Genomic DNA, 13,175 nt, shown 5'->3' on the forward strand with positions numbered 1-13,175 from the left:
CATCGGCCAGCTCTGCTGGTCGATGTTGTTTACGCCCCTCCAGAATTTCGCGCGCGCTGACCGGTCTTGCGGTCGACGGGCGCCGCTGTACAGCACGAGGAACAAGGGATGTTCGCGCCGGCCAATGAAACCCACTTTGCCCTGACCATCGAAGGGCTTTCCGCCGATTTCCAGGTGTTTACCCTCACCGGTCGGGAAGCCATCAGCCAGCCGTTTGCCTTCGAGGTGGAGCTGGTCAGTGAGCAGCCGTCGCTGGACCTCGAAACCCTGCTGCACAAGCCGGCCTTCCTGCAGCTGTCGCCCGACGGCAGCGGCATCCACGGCCTGATCGACCGCGCCGCGCAGGGCGATTCCGGCAAGCGCCTGACGCGCTACTCCGTGACCCTGCGCCCGCAGCTTTCGTACCTGGCGCACCGGATCAACCAGCGGATCTTCCAGAACCTCAGCGTGCCGAAAATCATCGGCAAGGTCCTCGAAGAACACGGCATCCAGGGCAACGCCTACGAATTCCAGACCGGTTCGATCTACCCCGAGCGTATCTACTGCGTGCAGTACGACGAATCGGACCTGCATTTCATCCAGCGCCTGTGCGAAGAAGAAGGCATTCACTACCACTTCCAGCACAGCGTTTCCGCGCACAAACTGGTGTTCGGCGATGACCAGACGGTGTTCCACAAACTGGCGCCGGTGGCCTATCAGCAGGACTCCGGCATGGTCGCCAGCGACCCGGTGATCAAGCGCTTCGACCTGCGCCTGGAAACCCGCACCAGCCGCACCACCCGCCGCGACTACGACTTCGAAAAACCGCGGATCACCCTCGAAAGCGAAAACCGTGGCGACGCCCTGCCCGACCTCGAGGACTACGACTACCCCGGCCGTTTCGTCGACCGCGAGCGCGGCAAGCACCTGGCCAAACGCGCCCTCGAACGCCATCGCAGCGACTTCCAGCTCGCCGAGGGCAAGAGCGACCAGCCGTTGCTGGTCAGCGGCCATTTCCTCGCGCTGAAGGAACACCCGAAAGCCAAGTGGAACGACCTCTGGCTACTCACCGAAGTCCACCACGAAGGCAAGCAGCCGCAGGTGCTGGAAGAGTCCGTCACCAGTGACACCACGGCGCTGAAAGACGATTTCCATCAGGGCTACCGCAACCGCTTCCAGGCCACCCCGTGGGACGTGCCGAACCGCCCGCCCCTGCGCCACCCGAAACCGCGCATCCTCGGCAGCCAGAGCGCCGTGGTCACCGGCCCGCAAGGCCAGGAAATCCACTGCGACGAATACGGCCGCGTCAAAGTGCAGTTCCACTGGGATCGCGACGGCCTGGCCGACGACAAGACCAGTTGCTGGCTGCGCGTGTCGTCAGCCTGGGCCGGCGCCCAGTACGGCGGCATCGCCATCCCGCGCATCGGCATGGAAGTGCTGGTGACCTTCCTCGAAGGCGACCCCGACCAGCCGCTGATCAGCGGCTGCCTGTACCACAAGGAAAACACCGTCCCCTACGCGCTGCCGGCGAACAAGACGCGCACCACCTTGAAGACCCTGAGCTCGATGGGCGGTGGCGGCTTCAACGAACTGCGCATCGAAGACAAGAAAGGCCAGGAACAGATCTTCCTCCACGCCCAGCGCGACTGGGACGAGAACATCGAACACGACCAGAAAATCCGCGTCGGCAACGAACGCCACGACGTCGTGGAAAAGAATAGCTACACCGAATTCAAGGCCGAAGAACACCACACCGTCTACGAAGACCGCAAAGTCGAAGCCCGCGCCAACGACCACCTGACCGTGGGCGTGAACCAGCACATCAAGATCGGCACCGGGCAATTCATCGACGCCGGGCAGGAAATTCACCTGAGCAGCGGCATGAAAGTGGTGCTGGAGGCCGGGGCCGAACTGACGTTGGTCGGCGGTGGCAGCTTCATCAAGATCGATGGCGGCGGCGTGACCATGAGTGGGCCGGCAATCAATATCAACTCCGGTGGTGGACCGGGGAGCGGCACGGGGGCGGCGCCGTTGATGCCGGGCGTGCTGAAACAGGCGGATGCCGATAAGGCGGGCGCTGTGCTGACGCCGGCGCAGATCAATACCCTCAAGCGTAATGCACCGTTTTGTGAAGAGTGTGAGAAGTGTAAGGCGGGTGCATGCACGATCTGACTGTCGAGAGATTCGCATGGGCAAACTCAATGCGAGTTTTTGCAGCCTGCTTGCTGAGTGTCTTGCTGAATCAACCAATGACTGCTTCCGCCGCCGAGGCTCGCAGCACCGTACCCGACGACGTATCCAGCTACGTAATCAAGAGAAACAACTGTGACTCGCTTCGCGGTGATATTCCCGAGCAAGACCCGGCCGACCCTGACAACATTCACCGGCTCGCCAGCGAAGCGAACACATACTGCAAAGGCACAGATCAGCAACTGAAGCAGTTGAAAGAAAAATACGCAGAAAACGAAAGCGTGCTGAAAAGGCTTTCGGGTTACGAAGAACACATAGAAGCGGATATGAGCCAATAGGCTCACCCATCAAGGACGGTTGTTGTGGCATCTGAAAAAATCACCCCCCAGGCCTGGCTCTCCGCGCACCCGCTCAAGGCGAACGAACGCCTGTACCTGATCGTCAGCGCCGCCAGCGATGCCGACGCGCTGAAGACCTTGTATCAGAGCGAACCGTCCGTCCAGGCCATTCCCGTCTGGGGCGGAACGCCCTACTCCACCTGGCAACCGGTGATGCCTTACGTCGCCGAACTCAAGGCCAACTCGGCTTTCCTGCCCTGGATCACCGAAACCGACGCCCTCGACTGGGGTTGGCTGGCGGTCTCCCGCTCCGAACCCAACGAAGTTTTCGAACACCTGCGCAGCCTGACCCAGGTGAAAATGCCGGACGGGACCGAAGTGTTTTTCCGGTTCTGGGATGGGCGGCATATCTATCCGATTCTTGATGGGTTGGGTGAGAGCGCTGGGGAGGTGCTGCCGGTGTTTGAGCGGTATCTGATCAATGGCCGCAGCCTGGAAGTCGGACCGAGGGTGGTGCCGAAGGTGAAGGAGTGGCCGTGGTGGGAGGTGCCGAAGAGGTTGCTGGATCAGTTGGCGAAAGAGGATCACACGACGCTGGTCGGCAACTTGATGCAATGGCTCGAAGAAGCACGCCCGGACCTCTACAGCGCATGGCCCGAGAACAACCTGAAACTGAAAATCACCCGTTTCGTGCGTCGCCCGGATGCTCCGGACAACCTTAAAGAAGCACTGTTAAACCACCTGATTCTGGAGCAAGGCTGATGGATCGCGTTGCCTTTGTTGACAACCAACTGAACACCTTCAAGGACAGTTTGAAGCTGTATCAGGAACAGACCAAGACCTGGTACGCGAGAGCCGCCGACAAGGCCAGTCGGGCAGCCGACCTGCCTTCCCTTTTGGGCATGGAGCGAGTGATCAAGGTTGGCAACACCAGTAAGTCGGTGAGCATGACCGACGGCGACTTCTCTTCGAACGTGGCTCAATGCCCGTTGAAGGGACCGCTGCTGATCGAAAGTAAATTCGAATCGGTTTATGACATTCCCATCGGCGATATCGAAGTCGAGATCGTCGCAGTGGAAGGTGGTGCAGTCAGCAAGGTCAAACTCGATCAGCAAGGCAAGGCCAGCTGGACCGGCGGAATTCCCGGCAAGTTCTACAAAATCCGTGTTCACAACGAAGTGACGCCTGCGCAGATCGACGCTCTGTTCAGCTCCTACAGCGGCGTAACAGCAGACCTTGAAGGTTTCCTGCGCAAGGAGTGGGCCGGGTTCAAGCCGCAATGGTCGAATCTGTCGGCTTCGGGCACAGCGATGGCGATCGGCAACGGAATTCTTGAGGGTGGCTGGGAAGCGATCAAAGGCGTGTGGGATGGCATCAGTCTGGTGCTCGACATTCTGCAAGACCCCAAGAAATTTGCAAAAGATCTCGGTGCCGGCGTCCAGGACCTGATCAAAGTCGCCGAAAGTTCGCCAGACATCATGAAAAAAGCCATGTTGCTGGCCAGCGACGAAGCCGCTTTGTTCCTGCTGGTACGCAGTGCCGTGATCTGGTTGGCAGGCTTGCCGCCAATGAAAATGGCCGGCGACGTTGCGAAGATGACCACGGCCATTGTCGTCGGCATCGCGATCGACATCGTGATTGGCGTGGTCCTGACCATTGCGGCTGAAGGCACAGGGGTTATCTACCTCGCCGCCCGACTGAAGAAGTACGGTGAGCTTGTCATCAATGCTGTCACCAGCTTCGTGAAGTCGCTGTTCAAAATCATCAATGGCTTTATGGAGTATGTCGCGAAGTACACCGCTGTTGCGGCGCGTGGGGTGACAGCCAAGGTGAGGAACGGCGTCTCTCAGCTGCGCTTCGACGGGAAAAAGAACGCAAAACTGGGTAATGGCAAAGTCGGTGACGACGCTTCCAAACAGGCAAAGTCGCCCGCGGAAAAAAGTGCAGAGCCGGCCTCGGGGACATGCACCAACGGATGCCCGGTTTCGATGGTCACCGGCGAAGAGCTGCTGACGCTGACAGATGGCCAACTTGACGGCTTACTGCCGTTTGAATGGACACGCCTGTACAGAACCAGCGCCGTGGAAATCGACTGTGGCCTGGGCTACGGTTGGAGTCACGCTCTTGCCCACCGCATCGAAATCGTGGGCGATGAGGTCGTTTGGACCGACCACGAAAACCGCTCAACACCGTTCCCGCTTCCAAGCGAGCAACGCCCGGCGATCACTAACAGCCTCTCGCGTGCAGCCATTTTCCTCGGCGATGACCCGTCCGAATTGGTACTGGCCCAAGCAGGCAAACGCCCATCGTTCTACCACTTCCGCTTCAACAGCAAAGGCGCAACCCTGATCGCCATCAGCGACAGCTATGGCAATCGCCTGCACGTCACACGGGACATCCACGGGCGCATCAAACGCCTCGACAACGGCGCAGGTCGTGCCCTGCTTTTACGCTACGACCGCAAACATATTGTGGCTGTGGACTATCAGCAGTTTCTACCGGCGGACAATCTTGAGGATGCCTGGAACACCGTCCAGACGCTGTTCACCTACACCTATGACGCGCAACACCGGTTGATTGAAGCAAAGAACGCCTCAGGGGAAGCCGAGCGTTATAGCTACAACGATCAACACGTGATTCTGGAGCGGCAACTGGCCGGCGGCGCGAGCTTCTTCTGGGAGTGGGAGAACGAAGGCAAACTGGCTCGATGCATCCACCACTGGGCAAACTTCTCGCAGATGGACGCGCGCTACGCCTGGGATGACAAAGGCAGCGTGACCGTTACCAACGCCGATGGCAGCGAAGAGGTTTACACCCACGACGATCAGGCGCGATTGATCAGCAAGATCGATCCGGATGGTGCCGAGCATCTCAAGGCCTATAACGACAAAGGCCAATTGGTCGCGGAAAAAGATCCGCTCGGCGCCGTGACCGAATACCGGTACGACGACAACGGATTGATGACCGCCGTCATCCCTCCTGAAGATGAAGCCACCACGTACGAATACAGCAACGGATTCGTCAGCGATGTTCACCGTGGCAAAGCCAGCTGGAAGTATCAACGCAACAGACAGGGTGATGTCACTCAGCAAATCGACCCGGATGGAAATTCGACGTTCTACAGCTACGACCGTCAAGGACGTCTGCTGGAGATCCGTCACCCGGATGGCAGCCGCCACCAACTGGGCTGGAACAACCTCGGTCAATTGCTTGAGGAACGCCTGCCCGATGGTGGTCAACGCAAATACCGCTACGATGCGTTGGGCCGGCAAATAACTCGGCAAGAAGAATCAGGTGCCATCACCCAATATCAGTGGGATACCGCCAACCGCCTCGCACAAATTATCTTGCCGGGCGGCGCAACGCGCGCGTTCACCTATAACGCCTACGGCAATGTCACTGCCGAACGCGACGAACTCGGCCGCGTCACCCGTTACGAATACGCCGATAAACTGCACCTCGTCAGCCGTCGCATCAACCCGGATGGCAGCCAGCTGCGTTACCGCTACGACAACTCGCGCCTGTTGCTGACCGAGATCGAAAACGAGCGCGGCGAGCATTACCACCTCGACTACTTCCCGAATGGCCTGATCCAACAGGAAACCGGCTTCGATGGTCGTCGCACCGCATACGAATACGACCTCAACGGCCAATTGCTGAAGAAAACCGAATTCGGTGAAGACGATAGCGAGTTGGTAACTGAGTACCAACGCGACACCGCAGGCCGGTTGCTGGTGAAGACCCTTCCCGACGGCGAAGAAATTCACTACAGCTACGACGCCCTCGGCCGCCTGGTCAACGTCGACGACGGACACTGGCCACTCGCCTACGAATACGACCTACAAGACCGCCTCGTCACCGAACACCAGGGCTGGGGCACCTTGCGTTATGAGTACGACAGCGTCGGCCAGCTCAAGCACTGTCGCTTGCCCGATGGCAGCAAACTCGACTACCGCCACCAACCCGGCGGTATGCTCAGCGGCATCGACCTCAACGGTTCGCGTCTGACGACTCACCAGTTCAGCGGTGGTCGCGAACAGCAACGGCAGCAAGGCCTGTTGCTCAGCCAATATCAATATGACGAACAGGGCCGCTTGCAGGCCCACAGCGTCAGCCAGCGCGACAAAAACCTTTTCCAGCGCCGCTACAACTACGACGCAAACGGCAACCTCGCCGGAATCGACGACAGCCGCAAAGGCAGCCGCAGCTATCACTACGACCCGCTCGATCGCTTGATCAGCGTGCGTGGCGCGACACCGGAAAGCTTCGCCCACGACCCGGCCGGTAACTTGCTCGGCCAGAACAACGAAGGCACAGCCAACCTCGCCAACGTCAAAGGCAACCGCCTGCTGATGCAAGGCGACCGCCATTACGACTATGACGCCTATGGCAACCTGATCCGCGAGCGCCGTGGCGCCGGACAAAATCTCGTCACCGAATACCGTTACGACTGCCAGCATCGACTGATCGGCGCGAGCCTTCCGGGTGGCAGCACCGCGTCCTACAAGTACGATGCTTTCGGTCGCCGCATCGAGAAAACCGTCGATGGCCAAACCACCGAGTTTCTGTGGCAAGGCGAACGCCTGATCGCCGAAAGCGGCGACAACCGTTATCGCACCTACATCTACGAACCCGGCAGCTTCCGCCCGCTGGCCATGCTCGACGGCGAAGGCCCGCGCAAGGCAACGCCGTTCTACTACCAGCTCGACCATCTGGGCACACCGCAGGAACTCACTGACTACAGCGGCGAAATCATGTGGTCCGCGAAGTACCGCGCCTACGGCAACCTCGCAGCACTGGATGTCAGTGAAATCGACAATCCGTTGCGATTCCAGGGTCAGTACTTTGATGCCGAGACAGGGTTACATTACAACCGGCACCGCTACTACAATCCGGGGACTGGGCGTTTTCTGACTCCGGATCCGATCAAGCTTGCGGGTGGACTGAATAACTACCAGTACGTGCCTAACCCTACGGGATGGGTGGATCCTCTCGGCCTAGCTAGTGGACCAACAAATTGCCCACAGCCAGTTCCAGGCGGAACATGGAAATTCAACTCTGAAGTTGACTTAGACTGGAGAGGAACTCCGGGCACCTCTTATCAGCAAATGCATAAAGGACTGGACGAAGCATTTACTAGAACTGGTGTGCCGAAAAACGAATTTACAGTAACAAAATGGGGAAAAGATCAGTATGGAAAGTCCTACCCCACAGAATGGCGTGTACTAGAAGGCAAAAACAAAGGGGCAGAAGTAAACATAGATGATCCTCGTCTTGTTCCTTCCACTGATGGTCCTGCAGACCCCCATGTTGGATACCAGACGCCGGGGAAACGCGGTACTGGCGGCGCAGTTAGAGGACACATCTTATTAGAATCAGTGCCTGTATCACGCGCGAGAATTGGAGACCCGCAATGAACTACCTAGAAAAAGAAATAGACTCTGTCTTAGAAGAGCAAAAACTAGCAAATAAAAAACTAAGCGAAACTGAACTAGCCAACCTAATCAACGATTTAACGATCGCATTCTTCTCCTCCCCAGCGAAGAAGCTGGACCCATATTTTTTGAAAAACACCGAAAAAAATCATGATCCTGAATTTTGGAAAAAAGTTGACACCATAGACGACCTTGAATATCCCACTATAATAGTTCACGACAACAAAGCTCACGCTTGGAAACTAGAGTCTTCTACTGACCTCAAAGCGTTGCTACTCGAAACAACTGGCTTCCCATTCTGGATAATAGGTGAAAATTTTAAAACCTTGACATACATGGATGACCACGACTGCGTACACATCAGCAAAAAAACAAACAAATAACCCCCCCAAAATAAAATAAAAAGGAAGAGTAAAAAAGGACAGACTTATTTTTCGACGAAGAAAATAAATCTGTCCCCTTTCAATTACGATAACGGCCTACCTAAAATATCATTTCCGAAATATGAAAAATTAAAAATGAAACTAGAGCCGACACTTGACATAATTCCATCGCTACTATTCCCTTTCGACATAAATAGCGATCAAGATGAAACCGTAGAAAACCTAATTGCAAAAACCGACATAAATAATGATGATGAGCTAACACACCTATTTAACACCCTGATCAAGCCTGAGTTTACAAAACGCATCATAAGCGAGCAGCAATGGTATATCGATACACTGACATTCTTTTTAAATAAAAATGAAAAATTTAATCGCGTATTTTCCGAAATCACGACGTACTTCTCTGAGGAGCCCATTGATAAGCGCCATTTCATGTCGGTCCTTCTTGAATGCTTGAAAAATACAAAACTTCATAACAAGCCAGACTAAAGGGGAAAGATCTGTTTTTCGCTGAAAAAATAAATCCGCCCCCTTTTAATCTTTATTTCTAAAAATCATTTTATTACAAAATTTGACAGATTTATTTCTCCTGACACCAGTAACACTAAACATCAACCCGGGTTTAACCACCACAAAGGACTGTCTTTTGACAAATCTAACACGCCCCCTAACCCTATTTCTCGCACTGTTTTTTTCAGTTAACGCAACTGCCCTGTCTCTACACTCAGAGAACCGTTCCGACGGTACAGTTGCTTTACTACTGACAAATGATCCCTCTTCGCCAAGCCTCCCGAAACTCAACGATGATCCGGCGATCCGTTCCGCATTAGTTGATTTCCTCGGTTATTCAACGGGCAGCTATACAAACGACAACACAATGATCGTGCAACAGGTTCTCGAATCGCTGGATTCAGAACTTTCATCTTTTGACGAAGGAGTTCCTGCCGGAAAAACCATGATCACGGCGATGAACGACGGGAACAACGGTCTCGAGCGGGCTGCATTGCTGCTGGATGAAAAGGGTCAGCTGGTTGCGGTCGGACTGGTAAACGGACACTGCACAGTAAAATCCCGAGAAGAAGCGTTGACCTGCAATGATCTGCCGGACACGGTGTTGACTATTTTCCAACCCAAAGGCTCGAAAAAAGATGATGCCGCTTCTCTTGTAACCTGGAGCAAACAGTTACCGCCCATGCTGGCCATCCGCGCCGAAAGTGATGACCCGGAAACACGGGCCAGTGCGCAGAAAATTGCGACTGTCGAATATGTTTCTACAGATCCGGAAAAAGGGGCGTGGACCACCTCGCAACTTCCCGCCGACTTCCCCAAACCCATGCTCTCGATGCTTCCTCAACGGGCTCACTTGATCGGAGCCGGAGCACATGGCGAATTCACGACACCCGGCATGGAAGGCACGCCCATGGAGGGTGACTGGGATGAGATGGCTGGCCGGCCTAAACACGAGTTCGAGGTGATCCTGCGTACCTATACCGACTACGCAAGCGTACTGGACTTCTACAAGCTGCAGGCCAAAAACGCCGAGATCAGCGGCAATGACAAAAAAGCACTGGTCGAAGGTTATATCGGTGGCGGGACCTACAAAGTGGAAATACGCAACAAGGAAAAAGAAGGCACCGTAATAACACTCTCAGCCTGGAAACAGGAAGTCTGATGACTAACAAGGGGCGCCCCCTGTCGCCCCTTGTCGCTTACCACTTCAAAGGCTGTTTAACGCCTCCTCTGCCCCTGGAGCCGAGCGTTCAACTGCCTTGAGCATCCAGAATTTCGCCTTGGCTTTGCTCTTGGTCAAACCACCTCTGCCTTGTGCGTACATGTTTCCCAACGCCAATTGGGCTTTGCCATATCCGGCATCGGCCGCCTTGCGATAGAGACTGGCAGCCTCGCGTTCATTGCGCTTCGCTCCACGGCCCTGTTCGAACATCCGAGCCATTTCATACTGGGCGTATTCATTTCCCTGAGCCGCCGACTTGCCAAACCAATCGAAGGCACTGGCTTCATCCTTTTCGACACCACGTCCTTCAGCCAGGACTTCTGCAAAATCAAACTGCCCAGAAGCATTCCCCGTCTCGGCAAACTTACGGAACCATTTGGCTGCCGCTACGTCATCCTGTGGAACCCCATCCCCTTCTTGGTAGATCATCGCCAATAGCATGTAGGCATCGGGATAACCGCCCTCGGCGGACTGGTTGTAGTAGGCCATAGCCTTGTCCATATCCTTGAGATTTTTTATCGAGCGGCCACCACGATGATAAATCTGCGCCAGATGGAATTGCGCTTTCGCATTGCCCTGCTCCGCAGCTTTCAGACTCCAGTAAACCCCGGCGTCTTCACCTTCTACACTCCAGTCCGAACTCAGTTCGTAGGCGAGTTCGGCTTGTGCCTCGGCATTTCCCTGTTCTGCAGGTTTGCGAAACCACTCTTCAGGCATGCCGGGCGAGAATTGCTCTACCACCCCGCAAAGGTTCTGCTGAATGGCTTTGCCAAATTCCAGTTGTGCTTGCAGATCACCCTTTACCGCGTCTTCGTGCAAGCGCTCCGAGTTAGGCGAACAGACCCCACCCTTCATCGCGTCGTACAGCGCTCGCGGTTCCTGTGCCCATGTGTTGCCTGTGCTGAACAGAGTAAAAAGCACCACACCGACCGGGATGAAAGTCTTGAAACAGCGGTTCATTGAAACGTCCTTGTGAATCGATAAAATTGAAAAAAACAACAACCAGCCAATAGATTTACGTCACCTCAAAAGCGCCTTCCCCCACCTCATACTTAACCACCACCCGATTCCCATACAACCTCCCCCTCTCCACCAAAGCCCCCACCTGCCCCTTCTCCCGCACCTCCCGCCAAATCTCATTCTCCCGAAACACCCTTCCCCCCTCCCGCACAAACTTATGCCCCAACTCAAACACGTGATACCGAAACTCCCGCTCCCGATCACACAACAACTCCCCCTCCAGTTGCGTCTCCCCGACCTTCAACTTCAGCTGAAAGCTCCGATCCGTCGGGTTGTGCAGCACCAGGTCAATGTAGTTGTAGAAGATCGCCGCGCCGGAGCCGAACGGCAGGACGCGGCCGTCGTCCGGGAAGGGGTCGAAGCTGTGGTTGGCGCGTTCGATGACGACCAGGGGTGAGTGAATGGCCATCCAGTGGATGAGGTTGCTGAGTTGGCAGATGCCGCCGCCGATGCCGGTGCGGGCCTGGCCGAAGGACAGTTCCATGCCTTCGACGTAGCCGCGTTGGCGGGTCGGGCGGCCGACGAGGCGGCAGAAGGAGAAATACTCGCCGGGGGCGATGGTGACGCCGTCGATGGCGGCGACGGCGAGTTTGAGGTTGATGACTTTGTTGTGTTGCAGCGCCAGGTCGGAGTCGCCGAGTTTGCGGATCAGTTTTGAGGTGTGTTTGAGGTAGCGATACGGCAAGCGCTCAGGCGTCGCGGCAGGTCGTGCGTAGCGTTTGCTCGAGCAGTGCCAGGCGATGTGGCGGAACAGTCTTTTTTGCCACACGCGCAGCCAGTAGAGGGCCGGGTGGTAGAGGGAAAGTGGTTTCATCCGTGGCGAACGGCGCGGGCCGTTATCTTCCTTGATCTGAAAAGGGCGGCGCATCTTACCGTGGAATATCGCCGTGTGCGCTGCTCGCGCAGGCGTCGCAAGCCGTTACAAGTCGGCCGACGCCGAGCGTTTCGAAATTAAGTTTGAACTAAGGTTGCGTCCCTACCATCCGGGCCACAAAGCAGCGGGTGCGAGCGTTGATTGCCGCACACAAAGCCATTCCATTCGATGTGAGCCCGGATCATGAGAGAGTTTGATTTCCCCTCGGCACAACAGCCCGCGTTCAGTCTTGTATTGGTCAATTACAAAACCCCGGAAATAACCCGGATGTGCCTGGAGTTTCTCCAGGAATACGTCAAGGAACAGCAGATTCCGGTGTGGGTGGTGGACAACGATTCTGCCGACGAAAGCCTGGCTTACTTGCGCTCTCTGGACTGGATCAACTTGATCGAGCGCCCTTCCCCTTGCAAAGAAGCCGGGCATATTGCCCACGGCAAGGCACTCGATCTGGCACTTGAAAAGGTTGAAACCGATTACCTGTTTTTACTGCACACCGATACTTTCGTATTCGACAACACTGTCTTTTCAATGATGATGAAAGAGTGCATGCAATCTTTGGATACAGCAGCCGTCGGTTGTGTCGAACAGCTGGACCGGGGTGTTTTAAGAGACACCTGGCGCTTGTCTTCGCGTTACTTCAAACACTACTTCCGGCGGGCCAAACTGCAGTTGGGCCTGCGCTCCCGGGAGCCAAAACCCTACCGGGAAACCCACCTGAAAAGCTTCTGCACCTTGTGGAATGCACGGTTGATCAAGGCTCATGGCCTGTATTTCTCGATGGATGACCGGGTCCCGGGATACACGCTGCAGGATCGATTAAGCAGCCTTGGTTACGGCATCAGATTTCTTTCGCCGCGGACGATCTTCCGCTACCTGGATCACATCCAGGCCGGCACCGTGGCGGCTGCTGGTGGCTACGCGAAAAACCACCGCCGCACCACCATGTATCAGCAAACACTCAAGCGTATTCAGATGCAGCAAGGCATGCGGCCTGCCAAATCCTGAGAACAATAAAAAGGGCGACTTCACAGTCGCCCTTTTTTTATCCGAATTCTTTAGTCCTCTCTCCGGAGGAGGTGTCCGCCCAGTGTAATGGCCTGGCAATCCATGCACCGGTAAAGAGCCCTGACACTGGGCGAACGGGAAGGATTTTAATGGAAGTTGGCGGATATGTCGTGCTAATTGAGGATGAAATTTATGTACTAAAACGTTAACGGATAT

10 protein-coding genes are annotated in these 13,175 nt (G+C 55.7%); 8 read left to right on the forward strand and 2 right to left on the reverse strand.

Features of this window, described 5'->3' with window-relative positions; all coding sequences use genetic code 11:
- Positions 1-108: 108 nt before the first annotated feature.
- From AC07NR_RS03165 to AC07NR_RS03195, 7 genes are all read left to right on the forward strand, one after another.
- Positions 109-2,151 carry a type VI secretion system Vgr family protein gene (locus AC07NR_RS03165; protein ID WP_495077780.1) on the forward strand — a complete coding sequence of 681 codons (2,043 nt, stop codon included), beginning with the start codon at positions 109-111 and terminating at the stop codon, positions 2,149-2,151.
- A complete protein-coding gene (locus AC07NR_RS03170; protein ID WP_495077781.1) occupies positions 2,139-2,507 on the forward strand; it encodes a hypothetical protein in 369 nt (122 codons plus the stop codon). Before AC07NR_RS03165 ends, AC07NR_RS03170 begins: the two co-directional genes overlap by 13 nt.
- Before the next feature lie 24 nt (positions 2,508-2,531).
- On the forward strand, positions 2,532-3,269 hold the full coding sequence (locus AC07NR_RS03175; RefSeq protein ID WP_423205322.1) for a DUF4123 domain-containing protein: 738 nt from the start codon (positions 2,532-2,534) through the stop codon (positions 3,267-3,269).
- A complete protein-coding gene (locus AC07NR_RS03180; RefSeq protein ID WP_495077782.1) occupies positions 3,269-7,924 on the forward strand; it encodes a polymorphic toxin type 47 domain-containing protein in 4,656 nt (1,551 codons plus the stop codon). Before AC07NR_RS03175 ends, AC07NR_RS03180 begins: the two co-directional genes overlap by 1 nt.
- On the forward strand, positions 7,921-8,325 hold the full coding sequence (locus AC07NR_RS03185; protein ID WP_248738883.1) for a hypothetical protein: 405 nt from the start codon (positions 7,921-7,923) through the stop codon (positions 8,323-8,325). Before AC07NR_RS03180 ends, AC07NR_RS03185 begins: the two co-directional genes overlap by 4 nt.
- A 135-nt stretch (positions 8,326-8,460) precedes the next feature.
- Positions 8,461-8,817 carry a hypothetical protein gene (locus tag AC07NR_RS03190; protein ID WP_248738882.1) on the forward strand — a complete coding sequence of 119 codons (357 nt, stop codon included), beginning with the start codon at positions 8,461-8,463 and terminating at the stop codon, positions 8,815-8,817.
- 157 nt (positions 8,818-8,974) lie between these two features.
- Positions 8,975-10,000, forward strand: a complete 1,026-nt coding sequence (locus AC07NR_RS03195) for a hypothetical protein (RefSeq protein WP_248738881.1) — start codon at positions 8,975-8,977, stop codon at positions 9,998-10,000.
- 45 nt (positions 10,001-10,045) lie between these two features.
- Here AC07NR_RS03195 and AC07NR_RS03200 read toward each other — a convergent pair whose 3' ends face one another.
- Both AC07NR_RS03200 and AC07NR_RS03205 read right to left on the reverse strand, forming a co-directional pair.
- Positions 10,046-11,020 carry a tetratricopeptide repeat protein gene (locus tag AC07NR_RS03200; RefSeq protein ID WP_248738880.1) on the reverse strand — a complete coding sequence of 325 codons (975 nt, stop codon included), beginning with the start codon at positions 11,018-11,020 and terminating at the stop codon, positions 10,046-10,048.
- Between the two features lie 55 nt (positions 11,021-11,075).
- Positions 11,076-11,894, reverse strand: a complete 819-nt coding sequence (locus tag AC07NR_RS03205) for a VanW family protein (RefSeq protein WP_305835366.1) — start codon at positions 11,892-11,894, stop codon at positions 11,076-11,078.
- A gap of 243 nt (positions 11,895-12,137) precedes the next feature.
- On the opposite strand from AC07NR_RS03205, the gene AC07NR_RS03210 reads away from it, so the two are divergent.
- The gene (locus tag AC07NR_RS03210) at positions 12,138-12,959 is read left to right on the forward strand and encodes a glycosyltransferase family 2 protein (protein WP_423205320.1); all 822 of its coding nucleotides are present in this window, start codon (positions 12,138-12,140) and stop codon (positions 12,957-12,959) included.
- The last annotated feature ends 216 nt before the right edge of the window (positions 12,960-13,175 follow it).

Source organism: Pseudomonas sp. GW821-FHT09C09 (assembly GCF_059418105.1).